General features: G+C 66.1%; 24 protein-coding genes and 1 tRNA gene. 10 read left to right on the top strand and 15 right to left on the bottom strand.

Annotated elements, in window-relative coordinates; genetic code table 11:
- Window positions 1-3: 3 nt before the first annotated feature.
- The 3 genes from B2W55_RS10330 to B2W55_RS10320 form a co-directional block, all read right to left on the bottom strand.
- Entirely contained in the window at window positions 4-1,746 is a 1,743-nt protein-coding gene (locus tag B2W55_RS10330) for a dihydroxy-acid dehydratase (protein ID WP_160306716.1), read from the bottom strand.
- 67 nt (window positions 1,747-1,813) lie between these two features.
- Window positions 1,814-2,164: a Lin0512 family protein gene (locus B2W55_RS10325; protein ID WP_024581409.1), complete on the bottom strand. Its 351-nt coding sequence runs from the start codon at window positions 2,162-2,164 to the stop codon at window positions 1,814-1,816.
- 63 nt (window positions 2,165-2,227) lie between these two features.
- Window positions 2,228-3,448: an MFS transporter gene (locus B2W55_RS10320; protein ID WP_024581408.1), complete on the bottom strand. Its 1,221-nt coding sequence runs from the start codon at window positions 3,446-3,448 to the stop codon at window positions 2,228-2,230.
- Window positions 3,449-3,542: 94 nt separating this feature from the next.
- Here B2W55_RS10320 and B2W55_RS10315 point away from each other — a divergent pair, with 94 nt between their 5' ends.
- Window positions 3,543-4,484, top strand: coding sequence for a LysR family transcriptional regulator (locus B2W55_RS10315; protein ID WP_024581407.1), 942 nt, complete (start codon window positions 3,543-3,545; stop codon window positions 4,482-4,484).
- Between the two features lie 49 nt (window positions 4,485-4,533).
- On the opposite strand, the gene B2W55_RS10310 is transcribed toward B2W55_RS10315, so the two are convergent.
- Window positions 4,534-5,238, bottom strand: a complete 705-nt coding sequence (locus B2W55_RS10310; protein WP_029879131.1) for a PA1136 family autoinducer-binding transcriptional regulator — start codon at window positions 5,236-5,238, stop codon at window positions 4,534-4,536.
- Between the two features lie 154 nt (window positions 5,239-5,392).
- Complete coding sequence (gene hchA / locus B2W55_RS10305; protein WP_024581405.1) at window positions 5,393-6,268, bottom strand: glyoxalase III HchA; 876 nt, start codon at window positions 6,266-6,268, stop codon at window positions 5,393-5,395.
- A 234-nt stretch (window positions 6,269-6,502) separates the two neighbouring features.
- On the opposite strand from hchA, the gene B2W55_RS10300 reads away from it, so the two are divergent.
- The gene (locus B2W55_RS10300) at window positions 6,503-8,416 is read left to right on the top strand and encodes a right-handed parallel beta-helix repeat-containing protein (RefSeq protein ID WP_024581404.1); all 1,914 of its coding nucleotides are present in this window, start codon (window positions 6,503-6,505) and stop codon (window positions 8,414-8,416) included.
- A 17-nt stretch (window positions 8,417-8,433) separates the two neighbouring features.
- Here B2W55_RS10300 and B2W55_RS10295 read toward each other — a convergent pair whose 3' ends face one another.
- The 4 genes from B2W55_RS10295 to B2W55_RS10280 form a co-directional block, all read right to left on the bottom strand.
- Complete coding sequence (locus tag B2W55_RS10295) at window positions 8,434-9,588, bottom strand: EstA family serine hydrolase (RefSeq protein WP_024581403.1); 1,155 nt, start codon at window positions 9,586-9,588, stop codon at window positions 8,434-8,436.
- A 134-nt stretch (window positions 9,589-9,722) separates the two neighbouring features.
- Window positions 9,723-10,418, bottom strand: coding sequence for a GNAT family N-acetyltransferase (locus tag B2W55_RS10290; RefSeq protein WP_024581402.1), 696 nt, complete (start codon window positions 10,416-10,418; stop codon window positions 9,723-9,725).
- Between the two features lie 124 nt (window positions 10,419-10,542).
- The gene (locus B2W55_RS10285) at window positions 10,543-11,187 is read right to left on the bottom strand and encodes an O-methyltransferase (protein WP_024581401.1); all 645 of its coding nucleotides are present in this window, start codon (window positions 11,185-11,187) and stop codon (window positions 10,543-10,545) included.
- A gap of 23 nt (window positions 11,188-11,210) precedes the next feature.
- Complete coding sequence (locus B2W55_RS10280) at window positions 11,211-11,843, bottom strand: PadR family transcriptional regulator (RefSeq protein ID WP_244442212.1); 633 nt, start codon at window positions 11,841-11,843, stop codon at window positions 11,211-11,213.
- 191 nt (window positions 11,844-12,034) lie between these two features.
- On the opposite strand from B2W55_RS10280, the gene B2W55_RS10275 reads away from it, so the two are divergent.
- Window positions 12,035-12,388, top strand: a complete 354-nt coding sequence (locus B2W55_RS10275) for an MmcQ/YjbR family DNA-binding protein (protein ID WP_024581399.1) — start codon at window positions 12,035-12,037, stop codon at window positions 12,386-12,388.
- An 8-nt stretch (window positions 12,389-12,396) separates the two neighbouring features.
- Here B2W55_RS10275 and B2W55_RS10270 read toward each other — a convergent pair whose 3' ends face one another.
- Window positions 12,397-12,963, bottom strand: coding sequence for a hypothetical protein (locus tag B2W55_RS10270; RefSeq protein WP_024581398.1), 567 nt, complete (start codon window positions 12,961-12,963; stop codon window positions 12,397-12,399).
- A gap of 88 nt (window positions 12,964-13,051) precedes the next feature.
- Window positions 13,052-14,017, bottom strand: a complete 966-nt coding sequence (locus tag B2W55_RS10265) for a GlxA family transcriptional regulator (RefSeq protein ID WP_024581397.1) — start codon at window positions 14,015-14,017, stop codon at window positions 13,052-13,054.
- A 207-nt stretch (window positions 14,018-14,224) separates the two neighbouring features.
- On the opposite strand from B2W55_RS10265, the gene B2W55_RS10260 reads away from it, so the two are divergent.
- Window positions 14,225-14,866: an HD domain-containing protein gene (locus tag B2W55_RS10260; protein WP_024581396.1), complete on the top strand. Its 642-nt coding sequence runs from the start codon at window positions 14,225-14,227 to the stop codon at window positions 14,864-14,866.
- 10 nt (window positions 14,867-14,876) lie between these two features.
- Here the strand turns inward: B2W55_RS10260 and B2W55_RS10255 are convergent, their stop codons facing one another.
- Window positions 14,877-15,332: an SRPBCC family protein gene (locus tag B2W55_RS10255; protein ID WP_024581395.1), complete on the bottom strand. Its 456-nt coding sequence runs from the start codon at window positions 15,330-15,332 to the stop codon at window positions 14,877-14,879.
- A gap of 76 nt (window positions 15,333-15,408) precedes the next feature.
- Between B2W55_RS10255 and B2W55_RS10250 the strand changes: the two genes are divergently transcribed.
- The gene (locus B2W55_RS10250; RefSeq protein ID WP_024581394.1) at window positions 15,409-16,500 is read left to right on the top strand and encodes an adenylate/guanylate cyclase domain-containing protein; all 1,092 of its coding nucleotides are present in this window, start codon (window positions 15,409-15,411) and stop codon (window positions 16,498-16,500) included.
- A 5-nt stretch (window positions 16,501-16,505) separates the two neighbouring features.
- Here the strand turns inward: B2W55_RS10250 and B2W55_RS10245 are convergent, their stop codons facing one another.
- Window positions 16,506-16,754 carry a hypothetical protein gene (locus B2W55_RS10245; protein ID WP_024581393.1) on the bottom strand — a complete coding sequence of 83 codons (249 nt, stop codon included), beginning with the start codon at window positions 16,752-16,754 and terminating at the stop codon, window positions 16,506-16,508.
- 92 nt (window positions 16,755-16,846) lie between these two features.
- On the opposite strand from B2W55_RS10245, the gene B2W55_RS10240 reads away from it, so the two are divergent.
- Window positions 16,847-18,067, top strand: coding sequence for a hypothetical protein (locus B2W55_RS10240; RefSeq protein WP_024581392.1), 1,221 nt, complete (start codon window positions 16,847-16,849; stop codon window positions 18,065-18,067).
- Between the two features lie 29 nt (window positions 18,068-18,096).
- Complete coding sequence (locus tag B2W55_RS10235; RefSeq protein WP_024581391.1) at window positions 18,097-18,741, top strand: glutaminyl-peptide cyclotransferase; 645 nt, start codon at window positions 18,097-18,099, stop codon at window positions 18,739-18,741.
- Between the two features lie 34 nt (window positions 18,742-18,775).
- Here B2W55_RS10235 and B2W55_RS10230 read toward each other — a convergent pair whose 3' ends face one another.
- A complete protein-coding gene (locus tag B2W55_RS10230; RefSeq protein ID WP_024581390.1) occupies window positions 18,776-19,993 on the bottom strand; it encodes an MFS transporter in 1,218 nt (405 codons plus the stop codon).
- A gap of 578 nt (window positions 19,994-20,571) precedes the next feature.
- Here B2W55_RS10230 and B2W55_RS10225 point away from each other — a divergent pair.
- The 3 genes from B2W55_RS10225 to B2W55_RS10215 all read left to right on the top strand — a co-directional run bounded on the left by B2W55_RS10225 (window position 20,572) and on the right by B2W55_RS10215 (window position 22,713).
- Window positions 20,572-21,912: an RtcB family protein gene (locus B2W55_RS10225; RefSeq protein WP_024581389.1), complete on the top strand. Its 1,341-nt coding sequence runs from the start codon at window positions 20,572-20,574 to the stop codon at window positions 21,910-21,912.
- Window positions 21,913-21,936: 24 nt separating this feature from the next.
- Window positions 21,937-22,011: transfer RNA gene (locus tag B2W55_RS10220), tRNA-Cys, on the top strand.
- Between the two features lie 150 nt (window positions 22,012-22,161).
- On the top strand, window positions 22,162-22,713 hold the full coding sequence (locus tag B2W55_RS10215; protein ID WP_024581388.1) for an AAA family ATPase: 552 nt from the start codon (window positions 22,162-22,164) through the stop codon (window positions 22,711-22,713).
- A gap of 9 nt (window positions 22,714-22,722) precedes the next feature.
- Here the strand turns inward: B2W55_RS10215 and bamA are convergent, their stop codons facing one another.
- Window positions 22,723-25,203, bottom strand: a complete 2,481-nt coding sequence (gene bamA / locus B2W55_RS10210; protein WP_371412493.1) for an outer membrane protein assembly factor BamA — start codon at window positions 25,201-25,203, stop codon at window positions 22,723-22,725.
- Window positions 25,204-25,289: the final 86 nt, after the last annotated feature.

Here is a 25,289-nt window from a genome sequence, read left to right as displayed (position 1 = left end):
CTATCAGAGCACGCAGCCGTAATGGGCCGACGACACCAGCCTGGTGTACTTGTCGTGCACCGACCCCGGCCGTATGGCCTGCGGGAGCGCGCGCCAGGCGGCCATGCGGCTCGCGATCTCATCGGCGGACAGCTCCACATTCAGGGTCCGTGCCACCGGGTCGATCACGATGGTGTCACCATCGCGCACCGCCGCGATAGGGCCGCCACGCGCCGCCTCCGGCGAGATATGTCCGATCAGGATGCCATGCGAGACGCCGGAGAAGCGACCGTCGGTGATCAGCGCAACGTCCTCACCGAGGCCGCGGCCCTGCAACTGGATCGTCAGCATCACCATTTCCGGCATGCCTGGCCCGCCGACCGGGCCGACATTGCGCACCACGATGACGGTGCCGGGCTTGATCGAGCCAGCACGGATCGCCGCCATGGTATCGGGCTCGGAGTCGAACACCCGCGCGGTGCCGCGGAAGGTGCCCTTCTCCAGCGTCTTGCCCGATAGCTTCAAGAGGCAGCTCTCGGGGGCGATATTGCCCTTGAGCACGCTGATATGCCGGTTCGGCGGCGCGATCGGGTTCGACACCGGCGAGACGATGTCCTGACCTGCCATCTCGTCGAGCGTCGGCACTGCGGCGAGATTCTCCGCCAGCGTCTTGCCGGTCACCGTCATGACGTCGCCATGCAGCAGACCGTTGCGCAGCAACTCCTTCATCACCACAGGCACGCCGCCGATCGCATGCAGGCTGCCCATCGCGAACGGACCATGCGGCTGCAAATTGGCCAACAGCGGAATCCGCTCGCCGACCGCCTGCACGCGCTCGATCGTGATCGGCACCTGTGCCTCGCGCGCCACCGCGAGCAGATGCAGGTACATGTTGGTCGAACCGCCCATCGCATAAACCGTTGCGATCGCATTCTCGAAGGCGCGCTCGGTCATGATGTCGCGCGGACGGATGCCTGCTTCGATCAGCCGGTACAGCGCATCGACCGAGGCGCCGGCCTGGGCACGCACGTCGGCGTGGATATCCTTGCCGGCGCCGTAATCGGCAGGATGTGAGGCGCCGCGCGGCAGCATCATGCCGATCGCCTCCGCGATCGTGCTCATGGTGTTGGCGGTGAACATCGCGCCGCAGGTGCCGCTGCCCGGCATCACATTGCGCTCGAGCTCGAGCATCTCGTCCGCCGAGATCCGGCCGGCCTCGTGCGCGGCCCGGCCCTCGGCATAATCCATGATGGTGAGGTTCTCGCCCTTGGCAGCCCAGGCGCCGAACGACACCCGCCCCGGCGAGCTGGTGCCGGGATAGAGCACGAGGCCGAACGCATTGGTGCGCGCCAGCGGCATCAGCGCCGCGGCACCGGTCTTGTCGCAACCGGAGATCACGATCATCGCATCGCCGTGATGCGCATAGTGGCCGATCTCGAAGCAATCGGCGACGACGTCCCGCGACACCAGACTATAGCCAGCCGTCGGCGATCCCTGGGTCAGCGCATCCGACACCGCCGGCGCACCGACGATCAGCCCCTGCCCGCCGCGCTCGGCGAGCAGCTCGACGAGGAGATCGGTGATGGTCCGCACCCGGTTGTTGCAGCGATGCGCATTGGTGTAGGCGCTCGCAATCGTGACCACGGCGTTGGTCGCGATGGCGCGGTCGGGCTCGAAGCCGGCCGCACGCAACTCGACGCGGGCTCGCTTCCAATAGTCGCTGCTGTCCTTGATCGCGCTGTCTTTGATCGTGCTGTCCTGGGTCACGATGATTTCCACCTTCTCATTGATTGTTGCGGGCCTGCCGGCGAGCCCGATACGCGCAGCTGGCCGATCAGCCGTTCTTGCCGTCGTCGAAGCTGACGATGACGGCGGCATTCGCGATCAGGATCGGGTCGTTGCCGAGATCGGACGGAATTTCGAGCCCGCCTGCGATCGCCTTCACCGTCTTGGTGCCATAGGGCAGTTCCTTGGCAACGGCCGCTATATCGACGTCTTCGGGATTGGGCACGGCGATCGTGACGTCGACGAACATGTCGTTGGCGGTCTTGCCGAGCATGCGGAAGAAGCCGAGGCTGGAATGGCGGATCGCATCGGAAACCGCGCGCTTGGCGGCCTTGGTGGCGTCACGGCCATGGACGTCGACGCCCATGCCCATTTCGGTGATACAGCGCACGCGTGTCATGAAGCTTTCCTGTTGTCGTTGGCGTGAGAGACCCTCACTCCTTCGACCCCGGCGCGCGCCGCGTCAAGCCTCGCCCCTCGCCTGGCTGACGCTGACGTGATTGCGCGCAAGCAGCCACGCCGCCAAGCAGGCCAGCATCGCCGCGGCCACCACCATGACGCTGGCCGCGCCCCAGCCCCACGCCGAGACCACCGCACCGACCGCGATCGGCCCGGTCACCTGGCCGAAATTGCTGCCCGTCATCAACAGTCCCATCATGACCGGAACCATCGTCGCCGAGCCTGCTGCCGCCGGCGCGGTCGCGAGCAAGGTCGCCGGGATCAGCCCGCCGGTCGCGGAGAACAGCAAGCACAGAACGAACGCACCCCAGCCGCCGAGCACGGGCAGGAAGATTCCGAGCGCGGATGCGCCCATCACCAGGGCTGCCACTGCGATCAGCAGAGGCCGGCTCACGCCGCGCGCCAGCAAATTGCCGGCCGCGAGATTGCCGAGGACGTTGCCGGCGGCCGCCAACGCGCTGAGCCCGCCGGCGCCCTGGCTGGACACGCCGAGGCGCGCGGTCAGCAGGATCGGCAGGAAGCTGAACAGGGCGAAGAACATCAGGCTGTAGAGCGCAAACAGCAGCATCAAGAGCGCCGGTGTACGGCGCCGCGCCAGCGCGGCGGCCTGCTGCATCAAGCCGGCGCGCGTCGGGCCGGTGCGCGACGGAACACCCGGCACGATGATAATGGCGAGGACGAACAGCACGGCGACGAGCAGCGCGCTGGCCCACCAGATCGTGCGCCAGCCATCGAAGATCGGCCCTGCGACCAGGGCCAGCGCGATCCCGAACGGCATCACGCAGCTCCACACCGCCATGGTGACGTCGCGCGCACCGTTACCGACGACGCGGTCGAGCAGCGCCGGGCATGCGACCATCACCAGCAGGAAGCCGAGCCCCTCCAGCATGCGCGACGCCAGCAGCACCGCGAGCTGCGGCGCGAGTGCGCCGGACGCCGCGCCCAGCGCGATCGCCGCGAGGCCGCACAGCAGCACCCTGCGCGCGCCCACCGCGGCGATCACCACGCCGGCGGGGACGCTGCCGAACAGACCCAGCACCGCGAAAATCCCGGCGACCGTTCCCACCGCCGCGAGGTCGATGCCGAGGCTCCGTTGCAGCATCGCTGCTGCGATCGGCACCTTGCCGACCTGGAGGGCGGCGCCGATCCCGCAGCCCATCACGATCGCGACCGTCGCCCATCGCTTCGCCTCGCTCTGCCGCGCCACGGCCGTCTCGATCGTCATGCGTCCACCTCGCCTCGAGGCCAGCAGAAATAGCGTTTCGCGGCCATCGACAGGAGTGATATGTTTTGCATCTCCTTGATCGATTTCATAGATCATGCTCGATAACCTCACGCTCGATCAGATCCGCGTCTTCGTCACCATCGCCGAGAGCGGCAGCTTTCGCGCCGCCGCGACCAGGCTGGCGCGGGTGCAATCCGCGGTCAGCCATGCCATCGCCAACCTCGAGGCCGAGCTCGGCATCATGCTGTTCGACCGCAGCAGCCATCGTCCGGTGCTGACGGCCGAAGGCAAGGCGCTGCTCGGCAACGCGCGCGACCTCCTGCTCCGGGTCGATGCGATGCGGGCACGGGCCCATGGCCTCGGCGACGGGGTGGAGTCGGAGCTCTCGCTCGTCGTCGACACGCTGTTTCCGATCGCCGCGGTCGGCGCAGCGCTGACCGAGATGCGGGCGGCTTATCCGTCGGTCAGCGTGCGGCTCGCGGTCGAACCGATGGGCGGCCCGATCGCCGCGCTCACCGAGCGGCGCAGTGCGCTCGCCGTGACGGTCGGCGAGGATTTCCGCGATCCCCGCCTCGCGCTCGATGCGATCTGCGCCGTGCAGATGGTCGCCGTCACCTCCGCACGCCATCCGCTCGCACGCCGCGGCCGCAAGACCGTCGCCGATCTTGCCGATCATTTGCAGATCGTGCTGTCGGATCCGACGCCGCTGTCGGAGGGCCGCAGCTTCGGCGTGCTCTCGCCGCAGATTTGCAGGGTCAGTAATCAGGACACCAAGCACGCCATGATCCTGGCCGGGCTCGGCTGGGGCCGCCTGCCGCTCTGGCAGGTGGCGCGCGACCTGAGGGAACGCCACCTGGTGCGGGTCGAGACCGGCGCGCTCGGCCGCAACGCCGCGGTTGCGATGGAAGCCTATCTGGCCCGCCGGCTCGACGACCCGCTTGGCCCGGCCGCACGCGCGTTTGCCGACGCATTGACACGGATTGCCGCACAAGGCGACAAGCTGGAAACCAAGGCGAAGGCGGCAGGGACACGCTGAGGAAGGCCGCTGCACCGCCGTCTCCCCCTTGCGGTCGCAGGGTTCCCGTTCAGTCCTCGATCTCGCCGCTGCGAATCGCGAGCCGGATCGCCTGCGCCGTGGTCGCGACGCCGAGACGAAATCGTGCGCGGCGGAGGTGGTTTTCCACCGTTCGCATCGATAGCCCCAGCGACGCCGCGATGTCGGCCTGTCGTCGTCCCGCCGCGGTCCAACGCAGCACTTCGCGCTCGCGCGGTGACAGGCTCGACGGACCGTTCGGCGCATGCGCCTGCATCAGCCGGCGGGCAGCACGAAACGCCGCGACGCCGACCATCGTCAGCACCACGCGGGTCTGCGCCGACGCCTCGATCCGAGTCCCGGCAAGGCTCATCGCACCTTCAAGGCCGGTTCGCCCGAACACCGGGACCTGTAATCCGTGAAAGCCAGGTCCGCGCGGCGTGCGGACCACGCGATACTTCTCGCCGCGCGCCGACATCACCTTGGTCCAGAAGAAGGACTGATCCACGTTGAGGAAATTGCGCGTCACCGGACAATGCCTGACATAGGTTTCGGCATCGATCGTCACGCCTTTGCCGAACCAGTCACCTTCGACCCAGTAGATCTTGTCGACCAGGTCATCGCGCGCCGGGGATGCCGAGAACATCACGAACCGGTCGTAACCGAGCGGCACGCCCGCCGACCGCACGGCCGCCTGAATCGCGGGCAAGCTTTCGCTGTCCTCGATTGCGACCACGGCTTCGATGTAGCGGTCCATGTTGATGCCATCATGTCCCGGGAACCGCTATTGAGCACGCCCGGACGCATTGAGGACTTTCCCTCAAGCGACGCGGACCTGCAAGCCGCGCGGCGCTGTCCGATGGCAGGCGGCGTGGCAGTTCGCCGCGCCGTCTGCAACTTCGGCCTTGCCCTCAGCGCTCGGCGAGCGCATCGAGCAAGGCCTTCGCGGCCGCCTTGCCGACATTGTTGGCGGCGAACGGGCTGTCACCGGTGATCAACTTGCGATCCTGATACGTCTTGCCGGTGATATCCTTGTTGAGAATCTCGACGCCGAGCGCCTGCAGCCGTTCGCCGAACGCCCAGGTCAGCGCACCCGGCATGTAGCCGATGTCAGGCGTGGTCCGATCGATAGCGTCAGGAAATGCGCAGATCTTGTAGCCCTTGAACGGATAGTCGGCCTCGGCTTCGCCGACCGCGGAGGCCAGCAGCGCCGCCGGACCGTGGCAAAGCGAGACGATATGCTTGTCGTTGTCGAGCGCCCACTTCAGGGCGGCTTTCACGTCCAGGCTTTCGGGGAGACCGATCAGCGCACCATGGCCGCCGGGAATGAACAGCGCGATATAATCGGAGTCCTTGCCGAGCTTGCTTTCGATCACGTCGGAGAGTTTGAGCGGCTGCTTCAGCCTGCCGAGATACTTCTGGTAGATGCTCTTGACCGCGTCATCCTGGTTCGGGAACGCCCAGAGCTCGAACTTGACCGGGTTGCCCGACACCGTCGCGATGTCGAACTCGAAGCCGGCCTTGTCGAGGTGGTACATCGGCAGCAAGGTCTCGACGGGATGGTTCCCGGTGGAGAACATCGTGCCGTTCTGCAACAGCAGATAGCGCTCATCCGCGGCGATCATCAGAATCTTCCAACGGCCGCCCTTGTAGGCATTGGGATAGTCCGCGCCGGAGAGATCCGACTTGGCCGAGGTGAATTGTCCAAGCGAATAAGGCGACGGAAAGAAGGCGTTGTTCTCGGCCGGATCAGCTACGGGATGCTTGTCCTGGGATTGCTCGGACATCGAGATATCCTCTCTCATCGTGTTGCGGTCCAACGAAGATAGCCACGGATCGACACATCACGAATGAGGAAAATCCCTCAACCGCGGCAAGATATCCAAATCCGACAGCTTCGGCGGCGACGTCGTTCACAACGTCGAGAGCCCCGTCGCCATGTCTTCGCCGTTTGGCTCCAATTCATCTCCACCGACCGATCATGCGCGCGACCAATCCCGGTCGCGCAAGGAGCCGTGCCCATGCCGATCAGCCGCCGGCGAGCGCTGACGCTTGCCTCGCTTTTCGTGGCGAGCCCGCTGCTCCCCACCGAAGGCCGCGCCGAGCAGGTATCGGTTCCCAGCGCGGCCAGTTTCGACATGGCAACTTTCACGGCGACGTCCGGCGGCGATGCCGACGCGGCGTTCGCCAAGGCGCTGGCCGCAATCGCCAAGGCGGCGGCCGAGGCCGCCAAGGCCGGACCAGCTCACATCGTCCTCAACCTCGAGAAGAACACCAGCTACCGGATCAAGCGGCCGCTGGCGTTCCGGCAGTTGTACGGCTTCGAGCTCAACGGCAACGGCGCGCAGCTGATCAACACCACCCGCACCGGAACGCTGGTGGTCTCCGGCTGCAACCGCCTCACCGTCCGTGATCTCACCATCGACTACGACCCGCTGCCCTTCACCCAGGGAACGATCACCGCCTTCGACAAGAAGGCGGTCGAGATCACGGTGAGGGTCGATCCCGGCTATCCCGATGATGCTGCGCTGCTGGCCGCCTTCACCGATGGTTTCTTCAAGGTGATGGACCGCCACAACCGGGCGCTGAAGACCGGCGCACGCGACTTTCTCTCGCCGGCCCACGCCACGCGCCTCAGCGAAGGCCTGATCAAGGTGCAGTTACATTGGAGCGCGAACGACCGCTTCCCGAGCCAGCTGCCGGTCGCGGTCGGCGACGTCGTTACCGTCGCCAATGGCGGCGCACACGCCATCGCGGTGGACACCAGTGTCGCCACCAGCCTGATCGACCTGAAGTTACTCGCTTCGCCAGGCATGGGCATCATCGAGAACGGCGGCGAAGGCACGATGATGCTGCAAAAGGTCTCGGTGGTTCCGGGACCGCGGCCGAAGGGCGCGACGACCGACCGCCTGATCTCGACCAATTCCGACGGCTCGCACTTCACCGCAGTCGCGCACGGTCCGACCATCGAGGATTGCAGTTTCGCCAACACCTCCGACGACGCCATCAACGTGCACGGCTTCTACTATTATGTCGTGGCAAAACCCGCGCCGCGGCGGTTTCTGCTCAGCCCCAAATGGGACGTCGGCCTTGCGGCCGGCGACGACATCGAGAGCTGCGATCACGCAACGTTCCGCTCGCTCGGGCGCGGCAAGGTCGCCCAGTTCGCCAAGCGTCACGCGCCGGAGCTGAAGGCGAAGATCGCCCAGCTCTGGAAGAACAAGAGCCCGACCACGCAGCCGGATCTGATCTACGACGTCGTGTTGCAGCAGGACCTGCCGCTCAAGGTCGGCGATGCCGTCACCTCGCTGACGCATATCGGATCCGGCGCCACCGTGCTGCGCTGCAATTTCCACGCCTGCGGCCGCGTGCTGATGAAGGCGCCGAACGCCATCGTCGAGAATTGCCAGTTCACCTTCTCGACCGGGGTGGCGTTGCAGGCGGGCAGCGACATCGGCTTCTGGTCGGAATCCGGATTTGCCGACAACCTCGTGTTCCGCAACAACCGCTTCAGTCATTGCGTCAACGGCGCCAACGAACTGACCAGCGGCAGCGAGACGCTCGGCACGATTTATGTCGGCATGGTGCCGCCGCAGGGCGCCAACGGATTCCAGGGCAATTTCGAAAACCGGCGCGTGATCATCGAAGGCAACCACATCGACGATTCCTACATCTACGCGATCTTCGTCAGCAATGCCGACGGCGTCAAAATCGCCGGCAATGTGATCGGCCAGACCTTCATTCGCGGCAATACGTTCGGTGCCGGCGATTACTATCGGATCAAGCCGAACAGCGCGATCTATGTCGGCCGCGCCAGGAATGTCGAGATCAGCAATAACGTCGCCGCACGCGGGCACATCGCGGCCAACGCGGTCGCGATCGATCCGAGTTGCGACAAGCGCACGGTGCATCTCGCCGGCAACAGGCTGGCCTGAGCGCACGACATCACCGGTCAGGGCGTCATCCCGAGCGCCCGCCACATCGCACGGATGATCCGGAACGAGCGGGCATCGCCGACCAGTCCGCGCTGCATCCGGTTCATCGCATAGGCAAACGTCATGCGCGCATCGGTATCGACCAGCACGAACGACCCGCCGCCGCCCGACCAGAACAGCGTGTTCGGATTAGGCGGCACCAGGCTGAGGATCGGGCTCGGCAGCCCATAGCCGAGACCGAAGCGAACGGAGATGCCGCGCATCACGAGGTCCGGTCCATCGACCTGCACCTCCAACGCCTTGCGACAGCCAGCCTCGGACATGAATCGCTGACCGTTCGCGACACCGCCGGTTGCCAGGATGGTCTGGATCGCAGCGATCGATCGGGCGTTGCCGTGACCATTCACCGCCGGAATTTCCGCACCGCGCCAGGCACGGGTTTTGGTCGACGGCACGTCGGTCCGGGTGTCGCTGAAGGTGATCTTCTGGATGGTCGTCATCTCGATGCCGGTCCCGGCCGATGACGGCAGGAACGGCACGAGGTCGGCAACGCGATGGTCTTCCGATGCCGGCAGCCCGATCCAGAAATCCGCGCGCAAGGGCGATGCGATCGCCTCACGAAACACCATGCCGAGCGTCTTGCCGGTGATCCGTCTCACAACCTCGCCGATCAGGAAGCCGAAGGTGTAGACATGATAGCCGGACGCGGTGCCCGGCGCCCACAGCGGCGCCTGCGCGGCCAGTGTCGAGGTCGCCTTCTCCCAGTCGTAGAAATCCTCGCCGCTGATCGCGGGATGCCAGCCCGAGAGGCCGGCCGAATGGCTCATCAGCTGCGCCACCGTGATGGCGGCCTTGCCGTTCGCCGCAAATTCCGGCCAGTAGCGCGCAACGGGTGCGGCGAAATCGAGCTCGCCGCGGTCGGCGAGCCACAACGCAGTCAGCGCGGTCATGGTCTTGGTGATCGAATAGACGTTGACGATGGTCTCGCGTGTCCAGGGCCGCCGGCACGCCTCGTCGGCGAAGCCGCCCCACAGGTCGACCACGGTCTCGCCGTCGATCGTGGCGCAGAACGATGCGCCGAGTTCCTCCCCCTCGGTGAAATTGGCCTCGAACGCCTCGCGCGCCGCCGAAAACCGCTCGTGGGCAAATCCGCCTGAAGTCGCAACCGCCATCGCTGTGCTCCCCGCTCCATCCCCAGCGTTTGAGGGAGGCGGGACATACGCGGTGGGAGGCGCACCTGACAATTCTTGAACTGAACTGTTTCGTCCCCATTTACTTAAGTAGACAGTTCCCCTCCAGCCCAGCCCTACCCTTGATTCTGCAACACCGTGATGTGCAGACGGCGGCGGATCTCCATGCCCTGGCGGCGGTACAGCGCGATCGCCGAGACGTTGCTGGTGAAGACATGCAGGAACGGAATTTCGCCGCGCGCCACGATCTGGCGGCCGACCGCCGATAGCAGCGCCTGCGCATAACCGCGGCCGCGATGGTCCGGATGCACGCAGACCGCGGTCATCTCGGTATAGTTCCCCGGCTTCATCCGTTCGCCCGTCATTGCGACCAGTTCGCCGCCGACGCGGATGCCGAAGAAGTTGCCGAGCTCATGCGTCCTTGCGCTGAACGGTCCGGGCTTGGTCAGTTCGGTCAACGCCATCATCGCCGGAACGTCGGCGACGCCGAGCCTGACGATCTCGGCGTCGGACGCGGTATAATTGGCAGGCGTTCCGATCATCTGCTCGCCGGTCTCGGCCAGCAGCACCTTGAACTCCGGCGGCACAGCGACAGGGTCCGGCGTGAACAGCACCGCGATATCAGGTCCCGACAGCAGCGTGCCCAGCGCGGCAAAGCTCCGCGGCGACATGTCGGCGATATCGGCAAAAGGTGCGATCGCGAGCGGAAAGCGGCGGGCCTCGGCACCGCCCTCCGCGAGGTCACGCTGTCGTGTGGTCAGCGCGCTCCAGATCGGACGGTCGAGCGGATGATGTGGCGAGATATCGGACATGCGGCGCTTCGCTCCTGATTTTTCAGAGAGCAGAGCAAGAAGCGCCGACAAAATCCAGCTTGGCGTGATGCCACGACGGCTCACAATCACGCCAGCAGGACTTGTCTTCGAGAAGAACCGCCCCCTATGCAACCTTCAGGCAGAGTTCGGTGCCACCCTTGAGTGGCAGCGTGATCGACACGAAGCCATTCTTGGGATCACGCACGAACTCCAGAAAATCCGCCTCGGCATTGTCGTTCATGACATAGCCGCCGACCCGCAATTGCGGCGCGACGATCTCGATCACCTGGCGCGCCAGCGTCGGTCCCTTGTCGCCCGGCCAGCCGTCGATCAGGATGAAGTCGACGGGGCCGCCGAGATCGCGCAGCGTCTTGCGCGCATCGCCCTCGCGGATCTCGGCGTAGTCGGCAAGGCCAGCCTCCGCGAGATGGCGCTTCGCGGTCGCGACCTTGGCCGGCACGATCTCCGAGCCGATCACGGTGCCGCCGCCATTGTCGCGCATCGCGGCCGCGAAATACAGCGTCGACATGCCGACCGAGGTCGCGAACTCGGCGACGCGCCTGGCGCGCAGGCCGCGGCACAGGAGATAGATCAATTCGCCCTGCTCCGGGTGAATTGAAAATCCCTGCTCCGCATAGTCGTGCGGATCGCGGCTGCCGCTCTGCATCGGGTTGCCCCTCATCGGCGCCCGGCGCGTGGCCTGAAGGCGCTCGATGACGGCGGTGACGCGACCATCGGCGATCGCGCTGTGCGGTTCGGCGTTGTACATGAAGGGTCTCCCTTGCGGCCGCGTCATTGCTGGAGGATTTCGGCCGCGGCGCGGTCCAGGATTTTCGCGATCCGCCGCGCCTCGGCGGCATCGCAGCCGCGCTTCTGGCGCAGCGCGCTCTTCAGCGCGTGACGGGCGCGATGCACATCGTCGGACGCCTCGCTGTCGAGATCACTGACGCCGGCGAAGGCTTCACGCACCTCTTCCATGCGACGGCCGATCCGTGACAGCGCCTCGAGAATGGTGTCCGCGGTAGCGCGGTTCTCCGCGAGATGCGCCTTGCCCTGCTCGGTAATGCTGTAGAGCTTGCGGGCCGCGTCCTGGGTAACGCTGGCATGGCCGATCTCCTCGAGGAAGGTCAGCGCCGGATAGATCACGCCCGGGCTCGGGCTGTAGAAGCCGTCCGATCGCTCCTCGATCTTCTTGATCAGCTCGTAGCCGTGCGCCGGCTGCTCGCCGAGCAGCGCCAGGATGACGAGTTGCAGATCCTGCGACGAGAGCCGCCGCGATCCCGGAAAGTCGCCGCCGCCGCCCCGCCCGAAGAAGCCATGGCCGCCGCGGCCGAAGCGATGGCCGCCCCTGCCGTGCCGTCCCATGGCGAAGAACCCAAACCGGAAGCCGTGATCGTCCCGGTCGCGAAACATCGATTTTCTCATCGTTGATTTCCTTACTGAAAACATATCTTACGATATATCTATAGATGGATCAGACGACAACCCACGATTTCGTGAGGACCAGGCGCGAGCCAGCGACCGGGCTCGATCCTGGGGTCGCCCCGGCTCACACCGGGCTTGTCGACCTTCGGGCGGCTGGCTTATGGCTTTGGCAGTTCTCCTGCCTGCGATTCATGCGCCCAAAGACCTTCGAAGCCCACTGCCTGCGCCTGCCCGCCGCCACCAAGGTGGTGCAATGGGAAGGCACGTCGGTGTTCAAGGTCGGCGGCAAGATGTTCGCGCTGGCCGGCGGCTTCATCGAGCGGTCCGGCGGCTTCATGTTCAAGACCTCGAACATGGCCTTTCAGCTCTTGATCGAGCAGCAGCTCGCACGGCCGGCGCCCTATCTGGCGCGCGCCAAATGGGTGCAGCTGGTCGGCAATGACGCCCTGCCCGACGCCGAGCTCAGGGCCTATCTCGACCAGGCGCATCGCCTCATCGCCGCGAAGCTGACGCGAAAATCGCGCAAGGCGCTTGGACTCGATTGAGCGACGCTTCAGCCGCCCAGCGGCTGGTCGGAATCACCCGACAGCAATTTTGGAAACAGCTCCTTGAAGGCGAACTTGTCGTCGCCCTTGGCACGCTCGAAGCGCAGCACGACGTCGAAGCGGCTGCCCTCCCATTTGGTCGGCGGCTTGCCCTTGCTGACCGGGATCAGCGGCAGGATGTCGGAGATGATTGCCTTGTGCTCCCAGCACAGCAGCGCGACGCCCTTCGACGCCAGCACCGCCTTCATCAAGGCCGGCTCGTCGCCCTTGCCGAAGCCCTGGTTGGGTGTGAGGCCGCGGCGCGCTGACAGCGCCGAGATCGTCTCGGCCGGACGGCTCGACGGTGGCTGATTGGGCTCCGTCCCCGGTGTCGCGGCATAGATCGCGTCAGGCTTGGCATAGTCGCCGCCGGTGAGATCGGTACCGAACAGCGCCGCCCAAGCGCCGGCGCGCTGCCACCCGCGCAGCACCAGCGACTCGGTATCGGCCACGCCGTTCGCGGTGAAGCCGGGCCCCGGCCAGGACTCGCCCGGCTTCTCGGCATGACGGATGATGAAGAGCGTCAACGCGTCCATGGCGGCCTCGCGAAAGAGTTGCATGATTGAAAATCAATTCGGACAGGTTGATCTTATCTGCGATCACCCCTCCGCTTCATGAACGGCGTCACAGTTTGCGAAAACTCGACCGGTACTGCGCAGGCGACACCCCGAGCCGTTCGGTGAACACGATGCGCATCCGGTCGGCCGAGCCGAAGCCGCAGTCGAAGGCCACCGCCTTCAGCGGCCTGTCGGAGCCCTCGAGCAGCCGCCGCGCGGCGTCGACGCGGGCGCGTTCGACGAACTCGTGCGGCGTGATGCCGGTCTCCTGCGCGAAGGCGCGGCCGAAATTGCGCACGCTCATGCCGATGGCCTCGGCGAGCGATTGCAGCGTATGGCGCTCACCGACATGCTGCATGATAAGCGCTTGCGCGCGGGCAATCGGCGAATCCTCATCGACCGGCGCGGTGAGAAAGGGGCTGAACTGCGACTGCCCGCCCTGCCGCTGCGCCACCACGACCAGCCGCTTGGCCACCGCGACCGCAACCTGCGGCCCGTGCCGCTCGCCGACCAGCGCAAGCCCGAGATCGATGCCCGCGGTGACGCCTGCGGAAGTCATCAGCCTGCCGTCGCGGATGTAGATCCGGTCAGGGATCACCTCGGCGGCCGGAAAGCGCGCCGCGAGCCGTTGCGCGTTCTGCCAATGCGTCGTCACCTTGTGGCCGTCGAGCAGCCCGGCATGGCCGAGCGCGAAGGCGCCGGTGCAGATCGAGCCATACAGTCCGGCACGCTCCGGCGCCCGGCGTAGCCACTGCGTCAGTTCGGGATCGGGCGCGGCGTCGGGCAAAGCCGGGCCGCCGGCAACCAGCAGGATATCGAATTTCTCGTCCGCCTCGTCGAAACGAAGATCGGCGGAGATCCTCATGCCGTTCGACGCGCGCAGCGGTTCGCGGCTGGCGCCGACCAGCACGGTCTCATAGCCATCGCCATCAGCGACAAAGCCATTGGTCTCCGCGAACACGTCGACCGGTCCGGCGATGTCGAGCGCCTGAACCCCTTCGTGTATCGCGATCGCGACCTTCTGAACCGCCATACTGTCTCCCCGCCCCGCTGGCGCGAAACGACGTCTCCTTGGCCCGATCCGGCGGCGCGCGATCGTTGCAAGATCAGGCCAGGACCGGCGACAAGGACGCTACGGAACACGCCACAAGGCGATCCGCAGACATCGCAGAGACGAGCGCCGGCGCCCGCGTGTTCGCACGCCACGGCATCGTCTTGCCACATCGAGGAGCGTCTTGAAATGACCGAGATCATCGCCGGCATCCGCGTACCCGACAGCGCCATGGCCCGCGCCGCCACCCAGTTGGTGCGCGATACCGAGGACGACCTGCTCTACAACCACAGCCGTCGCGTGTTCTTCTGGGGCGCGCTGACCGGCAACCGCCGCAAGCTGAAATTCGATCCCGAGCTGCTCTATATCGGCGCCATGTTCCACGACATGGGCCTCACCGACGCGCATGCGAGTCCCGACCTGCGTTTCGAGGTCGACGGCGCCAACGCCGCGCGCGACTTCCTCAGGGGTTACGGCGTACCGGAGCGGGATATCGAGGACGTCTGGACCTCGATCGCGCTGCACACCACGCCCGGCGTCCCCGAGCATATGCGCCCGACCATCGCGCTGGTCACCGCCGGCGTCGAGATGGACGTGCTCGGCATCGCCTATGACGATTTCGCGCACGAGCACCGCGATCATGTCTGCGCACACCATCCACGCGAGGCGAACTTCAAGGAGAACATTATCGATCATTTCGCCGGCGGCACGATCAAGAAACCGCTGTCCACTTTCGGCAACGTCAAGGCCGACGTGCTGGCCCTGAAGGACATGAACTATACGAGGACGAACTTCTGTTCGATCATCCTCGGCTCGAAATGGCCGACGTGAGCAAGAACGGTCATCCTTCGTGTGGACCGTGATCGGGGCCAGGAGCTTTGCCCGCGACCACGAGCGCGAGCCTGGCAAGGTAGTGCGCCCAGCCCTTGCTGTGGCTCGCGCACTGCTCGGCATTGGGCAGGCCGCTATGGGTCATCCGCAACAGCGTGCCGTTGTCCTGCGCCATCAGGTCGATCTCGATCAGGCTCGATCCCGGCGGGACTTCCGCGCCACCCTCCCAGCCAAAACTGTAGGCAAGACGATGCACCGGCACGACCTCGCGGAACGCGCCGCGCGCAGCCCTCGAGCGATCGTCGGCGACGCCCTTGAGCAGATAGAGCCCGCCCGGATGCAGTTCGGTCTCGGCCTCGAGCCCCATCCAGCTCACGATCTTCTGCGGGTCGGTCAGGAACGCGAACACGGTCGCGGGCGGGGCTGCGATCTGCATCTCGCGTTGGACGATGAAGGCTTCGGTCATCGATGCATCCTCTATTGGCGACGGGTCTTCAGGGATAATTCGTGATAAGAACGGCGCCAGAACCCATGATGGCGTAATGCAACTGTCCTCGACACTGAGCTGGCTGGTCGACGCCGCGGCCGAGACCGCGGGCGCCAACCGGTTGCTGGCGGAGCTTGGTCGCCACCTTATCACGGATGGCCTGCCGCTTGCCGGCGGCGTGCTGACGCTCGAGGTTCCACATCCCCTGATCGCACGGCGCACCTGGTTGTGGCGTGCCGACAATGGCGAGGTCATCGAGGCGCTCGGCTTTGCACCGGAACAACCGTTTGCGATGCCGGACATGGTGGGCTCCGCCGATGCCGGCCGGCGCTGGCTCGGCACGCTGGGGCCCGGCCCAATCCACCAGGACACGATTGGAACACGTCCCGATGGCCCAACCCTCGGATGGATCGGAACGCGTGCCTTCACGCCTGCCGAGGCCTATCGCTTGCGCGAGGCGGCGCGCTTCACCGCCGCACCACTCGCGGCGCTCGCCGCGCGCGCGACATTGACGGCGGCGTTGGAAGCCTATCTCGGACGGCGCAGCGCGGCGCGCGTCCTGACATCGCCATTGCGGCGCAACACCGGCGAGAGCATCGAAGCGGCGTTGCTGTTTGCCGATCTCCGCGGCTTCACCGCGCTCTCCGAAAGCCATCCGCCCGCCGAGGTGATCGCCGCGCTCGACGCCTGGTTCGACCGCATCGCCGGTGCGATCCATGCCTTCGGCGGCGAGGTGCTGAAATTCATCGGCGACGGCCTGCTCGCGATCTTTCCGGTCACGACCGGCGCGCGTAGCGCGTGCGAGGCGGCTTTGCGCGCGGTGTCGGCGGCGCGCGTCGGCATGGCACATCTTGATACCGAGCGGCGCAGGCAGGGTTTGCCGCCGCTGCCATTCGGTGCGGCGCTGCATCTCGGCGAGGTACACTGGGGCAACATCGGCGCCGCCGACCGCCTCGACTTCACCGCGATTGGTGCTGCGGTCAATCTGGTCAGCCGGCTCGAAGGCCTGTGCAAGCCGCTGCAACAGACCGTGCTGGTTTCGGGTGCCGTCGCCGCGGAGACCGAGACGCCGCTGGTCGCGCTCGGCACCCATGAGCTGCGCGGCATCGCGCGACCCTGCGCGGTCTTCACCTTGCCGGAGGGATGAACGGGTCATCGGAACAGGCGCAACCACGGCGCCAGGTGAAATGCGCTCATCAGCGCGTACATCGGGACCATCCCCTGCAATGAAAGCGCTCCCTGCATGGCGCCGCAGATCAAGTCGGCCGGCGCCAGCGCGACCGCCAGCGTCATCACTGCGAAGGTCGGCGCCGCCGCCAGCGACAGCCAGCGCTCGGCGGTGGCACCACGGCCACCAAAGCGGCCCTTCAACCAATCCTGATGTGTCTCGATTCCAGTCATCGTTCGATCTCTCTGGAGATAACCCATGTCGTCATGTGGTAGGTTAGAAGCGGACCTCGGAGGGCGAGAGTGACAAGTGTGTCGGGATTCGAATGGACTCGTTGATTATCGCCGCGGCGCGCGCGCTCGCGGCGGGTGATCCCCTCGGCGCACTGAAACGGGTGGCCCTGCGCGACGACGCGCCGGCGCTGGCGCTGCGCGGCATCGCGATGGCCCGGCTCGGCGATTTCGCCCGCGCCAAGGAGCTGTTGCGGCGCGCAGGCCGTGCCTTCGGCCCGCGCGAGGCGATCGCCCGGGCACGCTGCGTGGTGGCGGAAGCCGAGATCGCGCTGGTGTCGCGCGACCTGTCGTTTCCCGGCAAGAGCCTCGCCGCGGCGCGCGCGACGCTCGCGGCACGCGGCGATGCGCTCAACGCCGCGCATGCTGGCTACCTCGAGATCCGCCGCCTGCTCTTGATCGGCAGCCTCGACGCCGCCGAGCGCATGCTTGACGACCTCGATCCGGCACCGTTCCCGCCGGCGCTGCGGGTTGGCCATGAGTTGGTCGTCGCCGGCATCGCGATGCGGCGGCTGCGCACGAAGCCGGCACGCGAAGCGCTGGCAAGGGCAAAGGATGCCGCACGCAACGCCGGGATCGCCGAACTCAATGCTGAAGTAGAGAGTACTGCACAGCTGCTCACGACACCCGCGGCGCGCCTGATCGCGCGCGGCAGCGAGCGGCCGCTGCTGCTCGAGGAGGTCGAGACCCTGATGGCGTCGAAGGCGCTGGTCGTCGACGCCTGCCGCTATGTCGTGCGCGATGCCGGCGCCACGGTGTCGTTGACGCGCCGTCCGGTGCTGTTCACGCTCGCACGCGCGCTCGCCGAGGCCTGGCCGCAGGACGTCTCGCGCGGCACGCTGATCGCCCGGGCGTTTCGCGGCAAGCATGCCGATGAATCGCACCGCGCCCGGCTGCGGGTCGAGATCGGTCGGCTGCGCCGCGCCCTGCGGCCGCTCGCCGATCTCAACGCCACCGCGGACGGATTCGTGCTGAAGCCGCACGGCCGGCACGACGTCGCCGTGCTGGCGCTGCCGGTGGAGGAAGAACATGCAGCGGTGCTGGCGTTCCTCGCCGACGGCGAGGCCTGGTCGAGCTCGGCGCTGTCGGTCGCGCTCGGCGCGAGCCAGCGCACCGTGCAGCGCGCGCTCGACGCGCTCGCCGCCAGCGGCAAGGTGCAGCCGGTTGGCCGCGCCCGCGCCCGGCGCTGGATGACGCCGCCGGTGCCGGGATTCACGACGACGTTGTTACTCCCTGCCCCGCTGCCGAATGGCTAGCATCAGGGCCGAAATCACAGGAGCGCAGCATGAAGAAGTTTGAAGCCGAGATCATCCGGGAATACGCCTTCGACGGCGTCGAGAGCGTGGGCGGCGTCAGCTTCGACGGCGAGCAGGTCTGGTTCGCGGCCGGTGGCCGGCTGGTTGCGTTCGATCCCGACAGCGGCAAGACCACCCGCACCCTCGACATCGCGGCCCATGCGGGCACCGCCTTCGACGGCAAGCATCTCTATCAGATCGCCGAGGACCGTATCCTGAAGATCGAGCCGGACACCGGACGCGTGGTGTCGACCATCCCCTCGCCCGGCGGCGGCCGCGACTCCGGCCTCGCCTGGGCGGAAGGCTCGCTGTGGGTCGGCCAGTATCGCGACCGCAGCATCATCCAGGTCGATCCGGACACCGGCAAGGTTCTGCGCACCATCGCCAGCAACCGGTTCGTCACCGGCGTGTCCTGGGTCGATGGCGAACTCTGGCACGGCACCTGGGAAGAGGACCAGAGCGACGTGCGGCGGATCGATCCGCAGACCGGCGAAGTGATGGAGCGGATCGAGATGCCGCAAGGCGTGAACGTCTCCGGGCTCGAATCCGACGGCAGCGACCGGTTCTTCTGCGGCAGCGGCTCGACCAACAACAAAGTGCGCGCGATCCGGCGCCCGAAGCGCGCCCGCGCGTGAGGCGAAAGCAATTCGTTCCACGCGCAGCGCAAGCTCACGCCGGCGCGGGCACCGCGTCCGGCCGCGCCGTCTGCATCGGGCGGAACGTCATCATGATCAGGAACGCGCCGATGCCGACCGCCCAGGAGCCGACATAGAGCCACGTATAGCTCGCGAAGGTGTCGTAGATCAGGCCCCCGGCCAGCGGCCCGGTCGCCATGCCGAGGCTGCCGGCCATCGCGGTGCCGCCGATCACGGTGCCCATCATCCGCAGCGGAAAATTCTCGCGGATCAAAACGGAATAGAGCGGCATGGTCCCGGCATAGATGAAGCCGAAGGTCGCCGCGACCGCGTAGAACGCGGCAAGCTGGTGCGCGAACACATAGCCGAGCGCACCGAAGGCCTGCGCCAGCAGCCCGAGCACCAGCACGCGCTTGGCGCCAAAGCGGTCGCCGAGCAGGCCGAAGGCGATGCGGCCGCCCATGCCTGCCAGCCCTTCCACGCTGTAGATCGTCACCGCGGCGACCATCGGAATGCCGCAGGTGACCGCGTAGCTGACGGTGTGGATGATCGGGCCCGAATGGGTGGCGCAGCAGAAGAAATTGGTGGCGATCAGGATGAGGAATTGCGGCGAGCGCAGCGCCTGCGCCAGCGACATCTGCGGCTCCCCGCTGGTGGCGGCTGCTTCAACATGATCGCCTTGTAGCGCCGGCGGGCGGCGCACCAGGAACGAGATCGGGATCATGATCGCGCCGACCACGGCCGAGACGATCAGCATCGCGGTCCGCCAGTCATGGTGCGAGATCAGCCAGGCGGCAAGCGGCGACATCGTCATCGGCGCCATGCCCATGCCGGCCGAGACCAGCGAGACGGCAAGGCTGCGATGGGTGTCGAACCAGCCGGTGACGCAGGCCATCATCGGCGCGAAGATCGCCGCCGTCGCCGCGCCGACCAGCGCGCCGAACACGAACTGGAATGCCAGCAGCGAGGTTGCCTGGCTCGCCAGCGCAAGGCTCGCCGCCAGGACGACCGACCCGGTCAGCACCACCGGGAGCGGACCGAACCGGTCGGACAGCGTCCCCCAGGCCATGCTGGTGAAGGCCATTGCGAGGAAGCCGATCGTCATCGCGCTGGAGATGCCGGTCACCGACCAGCCGGTCTCCCGCGCCATCGGTTGCAGGAACACCGGCAGCGAAAACATGCCGCCGATCGCGACGCAACCAAGCAGGCCGCCGGCCGCGACGATCACCCAGCGATAGGTCGAATTGCTCATTCCGGACCTCCCATGCAGTTCGTTCTGGATGCAAGACGAACGGACCGGAGCGGAACCGACAGCCTGTGACGGCGACAGCTCACTTTTTTGCGAGCCTAGCAGATAGCAGGCAGCGCTACCTCAATCTCAGGATCAGAGCGTCGTGCAGGAGATCGAGCCTGACGTCATGTGACGTCCATCTTCGGGTCCGATGCAGCCTATGTGATCGACGTCGTCGGCCTCGCGCTGACCGTCGCTTGACATGCAGAGGTTGCAGGCGTATTTCCGCGGCCCTCGCGAGCATCATGTTCGCGAACCAATGCGAGCCAAGCCGATGCACATGAAACCGCAGCAAGGATGCGCACTGATCCGCCGACCGTCAGCCAGTCTACGGCCGATCAACTATGCATGCCCGGTTCATGGGGGCGGTCTCGCTTAGGCGCGATCGACAATCCGTACATCACGGACCCTCCCGAGCCAGCCGCTCCGGAGGGTTTTTTGTTGCCTGCGCGCGGTCTGGTCGAACTTCGGCCAAGAACGATCCCGAACGCCGCGCGGGAGTGCGTGCGGCTGATCAAGATTCAGCAGGAGCCAATACAATGCGACGACCCGATCCCCACCAGGAGCGCGCCCGCGAACTCTGCCTCGCCGCGGGCATCGATCCGGATTCCCGCGTCGGCGAAGGCCGTGGCCAGCCGGCCTGGTGCCTGTATCGCGACGCCGCCCGCAAGGAGAAGCTTGCGCGTGAGGCCGATGCGGCCTCGGCGGAGATCGCGATGCTGCGCCCGCAGGAAGAGCGTTTCAAGAACGCGCCGCTGCGGGTGTTCGGCGAGCACGACCCTGCGACCATCAAGCAGATGCGTAACTGCATGGCGGTCGGCAATGTCGTGTCCGGCGTGATCTGCGCGGACGGCCATCTCGGCTATGCCCAGCCGGTCGGCGGCGTGATCGCCTATGAGAAGCAGATCTCGATCTCCGGCGTCGGCTTCGACATCGGTTGCGGCAACATGGCCGCGCGGCTCGACGTGCGCTTCGACGACATCAGCGAAACCGTCCCGACGATCATTCGCGACGTCGCCAAGGTGATCTCGTTCGGCATCGGCCGGAAGAACGTCGAGCAGGTCGAGCACGCGTTGTTCGACGATGGCGACTCCTGGCGCGAAAGCGACATGGAGGCATACCGGCAGAAGGCCGTCGGCCAGCTCGGCACGGTCGGCTCCGGCAACCACTATGTCGACCTGATGCGCGACGAGGCCGGCTTCGTCTGGATCGGCGTTCACTTCGGAAGCCGCGGGCTCGGGCACATCAGCGCGACCCGCTACCTCAAGGCGGCCGGCGGCAAGGACGGGATGAATGTCCCGCCTGCCATCGTCGACGAGGATTCCGAACTCGGGCGCCGCTACATCGCCGCAATGCAGCTCGCCGGGCGCTATGCCTATGCGGGGCGCGAGTGGGTCGTGGATCGTGTCCGCCGCATCATCGGCGGCAAGGTCACCGATTCCGTGCACAACCACCACAACTACGCCTGGCGCGAGACGCATGGCGGCAAGGATCTGTGGGTGGTGCGCAAGGGCGCGACGCCGGCTTTCCCCGGGCAGCGGGGGTTTGTCGGCGGGTCGATGGGCGATGATGCCGTCATTCTCGAGGGCGTCGATAGTCCGGAGGCCAAGGCTTCGCTCTATTCGACGGTGCACGGCGCCGGGCGGCTGTTCGGCCGCAACGAAGCCAAGCGCCGCTTCACGCGCGAGGAGATGGACCGCTGGCTCACCGAGCGCGGCGTCACGTTGGTCGGCGCCGATCTCGACGAGAGCCCGATGGCCTATCGGCGCTTGCCGGAGGTGCTTGCCCGGCACGCCGGAACGGTGAAAGTGCTGCACACGCTGCGGCCGTTTGCCGTGGCGATGGCGGGTGAAGGCGAGTTCGATCCGTTCAAGGACTAAAGCGAGGCGTACGCGCCTCGCTCGGGTGCGGTGGCGAAATGGGAACGCTGCGTTCTGCAAAACCGCCATGAGCCGGTTCGATTCCGGCCCGCACCTCCAGCGCTGGTTGCCCGCTCGCGATCCGAGCGCTATCCTGCTGGCATCCGTCGAGACAATCTCCGGACAGTTTCCCCAGACACGCACAAGCCGTCAGGCGTTCCGCAACCGCGGAGCGCCCTGCTCCACGCCTTGCAAGGAAAGGATCTTCCCTTGAACAATCGCTTCGTCCTGATCTCCGGCTGCTCCGGCGGCGGAAAGTCGACCCTGCTCACCGAATTGCGTGGACGCGGCTATCCGGTCGTCGAGGAACCCGGCCGCCGCATCATCGCCGACCAATTGGCGGCCGGCGGCCGCGCGCTGCCCTGGGCCGATGCGGCCGCCTTCCTGCGCCGCGCCATCGACCTCGCGCTCGAGGATATGGTGATGGCCGAAACCCGCTCCGGCTGGGTGTTCTTCGACCGCGGCCTCGTCGACGCCGCCTCGGCGCTGGAAGCGTCGACGGGCGAACCTGTGCTGCACGCGATCTGTTCCGCCCATCGCTACCACCGGCGCGTATTCATGACGCCGCCATGGCCCGAGATCTACGTCACCGATTCCGAACGACGGCACGGCTTCGAAGCAGCGACGGCAGAGTACCGCCGCCTGATGGAGACCCTCCCCGCGCTCGGCTACGACACCGTCGTACTGCCCAAGAGCTCGCCATCCGCGCGGGCCAATTTCGTGCTGGCGATGCTTGGCGACGACAACGCATCGACGGTCTGATCATCCGGCTCAGAATGACGTTCCGCCGCCGAACCTGAACTCTTGCACGACGTCGTATTTGCCCTTGGTGATCGGCACCGCGTAGTCGAAGCGCAGCGGCCCGAACGGCGATGCCCAGATCAGGCCGACACCGACCGAGGTCCGCACCACGTTCTCGTCGTCGTATTGGAGGCCGCATTTGCACGCAGCCGTATTCACCTCCCCGGTCGCGGCCCACGATGTCGGGCCCTGGTAATCCCACAGCGAGCCGGCATCCGCGTAGACCGCCCCCTTGAGCCCGACCTCCGACGGCAGGAACCAGAACGGCATCTGCAGCTCCATCGATGCGCCCCAATATTTGGTGCCGCCTAGTGCATCTCCCGTTGCGCCAAGGCTCGCATAGGTGATGTCGCGCGGTCCGATTCCGTTGGTGGCAAAGCCCCGCACCAGATTTGGCCCCATCTGGAATTGGTCGAGCATGCGGATGTTGTTGTCCCCGACCTTGGTCAGAACACCGCCTTGCAGATGGATCAGTCCGACGAGGTCGGAGACCAGCGGCGTATAGTACTTGGCGTCCACCGCGCTCTTCAGATAGGTGACGTCGCCGCCGACGCCGGCAAAATCCTGCTTGAAATCGATCAGCAAGCCATCGGTCGGATTCTTGTTGTTGTCGAGGGTATTGTAGCTCAACGTGTATCCGACCATGGAGGTCCAGGTCGCACCTCCCGCCAGCTCTTCGCGCACCGGCAGCGTCGCTTCGCCGTCGCCGTAGCAACCATACCCATAGAGCCCCGACGAGACCGAATTGGTCGGATCGACGCCGCCCAGCACACTCTTGATGTAGGCCGGCGTCGGATTGAACGCGAGCGTGGGGTTGGAGGCATTGTTGTTGCAATTGTCCAAGGTGCTCGCGAGCGTGACTTGCTGCTGGTAGAGCGAATACCGAAGCTGGAGCGTGAGATCCTCGCGCAACGCCAGGCCGAGCCGCGGTGAAAAGCCGACGGTCTTTACGCCGTAGGTCGAGTAGTCGCTCGGCAATTGCTCCTTGTAATAGGCGTCGAGCCCGAGCGCCACGCGATAATCCAGCAGATACGGCTCGACAAAGGACAGCGACACGCCGCGCGAATACTGGCCGTAGCTGACGCTTGCCTTGGCGAACAGGCCTCGGCCGAGCAGATTGCGTTCGGAAATGCTGACCTCGGCGAGCGCGCCGTCGGTGGTGGAATAGCCGCCAGAGACCGAGAAGTCGCCGGTCGATTTCTCCTCCAGATCGACGATCAGGATCACGCGGTCGCTCGATGAACCGGGCTCGGTGGTGATCTTGACCGTCTTGAAGTAGTCCAGATTCTTGAGCCGCCGCTCGGCCCGATCGACCAGCGCGCGGTTGTAGGCGTCGCCCTCGGAGAGATCGAACTCGCGCCGGATCACGTAATCGCGGGTACGGCCATTGCCGCGAATATCGATACGCTCGATATAGGTGCGCGGCCCCTCCTCGACGTGAAAGACGATCCCCACGGTGTGGGCCTCGTAGTTCCGCTCGCCGGATGGATGCACCACCGCGAACGCGTAGCCGCGCCGCGACGCTTCGATCTGCATGTCCTCGACCGACTTCTCGATCGCCTCGGCGTTGTAGAGCGCCCCCTCGCTGACGCGTGACAGGGAACGCAGCGTCGCCGGATCGAAACCTGCAATGTTCGACCGGAAACTCACCGTCGCGACCCGGTACTGTTGCCCCTCCTCGATCTTGAAGGTGACTTGAAACCCCTTGTGTTCCGGGTCGTATTCGGCGAGCGCGGCCACGACCTGCACGTCGGCGTAGCCATGCTTCAGGTAGAAGCGGCGGATCAGGTCACGGTCGGCTTCGACGCGGTCGGGGTCGTAGATGTTGGCGTCGCCGAGGAAGCTCAGGAAGTTCGTCTCATGGGTCTTGATCACATCCTTCAGACGCGACGTCGAGAAACTGTTGTTCCCCATGAACTCGACGGTCTTGATCCCGGTCTTCGCGCCTTCGTCGATGGTAAAGACCAGATCGACGCGGTTGTTCGAGCGCTCGATGATCTCAGGCGTGACATGCACATCGTAACGGCCGGAGTGACGGTAGATCTCGGCGATCCGCAGCGCATCGGACTGCACCATCGGCCGCGACAGCGTGCCCCGTGACTTCGACTGCACCTCGGCCGAAAGCTGCTCGTCCTTGATCTTCTTGTTGCCCTCGAACGCGACGCGATCGATCACCGGATTCTCGACCACCGAAACGACGACCCGGCCTCCGGCATGACTGATCTTGACGTCCTGGAACAAGCCGGTCCCGATCAGCTCCTTGAGGGCGTCGTCGATGGCGGCCTGGTCGAGATGGCCGCCGGGTCCGGGCCGGAAGTAGGAGCGGATGGTCTCGGCCTCGATTCTCCGGTTGCCTTCGATTGCGATCGCATCGACGGACTGCGCCGCCGCCGGCGCCAACAACAGCCGCGTCACCGACGTCCCCGGAATCAAAAGGCCCGAGAGCACCATCGCCGCAACCAGGCTCCGCCACGTCTTCATTCCACACCTCGCAAACAAGTCGCCCGTTGTGACGGGACGGCGATGGCCATGGTGTG

This window comes from Bradyrhizobium sp. UBA2491 (assembly GCF_002341725.1).
Taxonomy (GTDB): domain Bacteria; phylum Pseudomonadota; class Alphaproteobacteria; order Rhizobiales; family Xanthobacteraceae; genus Bradyrhizobium.
The sequence above is the reverse complement of the archived record's forward strand: the minus strand, read 5'-3'. Positions and strand labels throughout refer to the sequence as shown.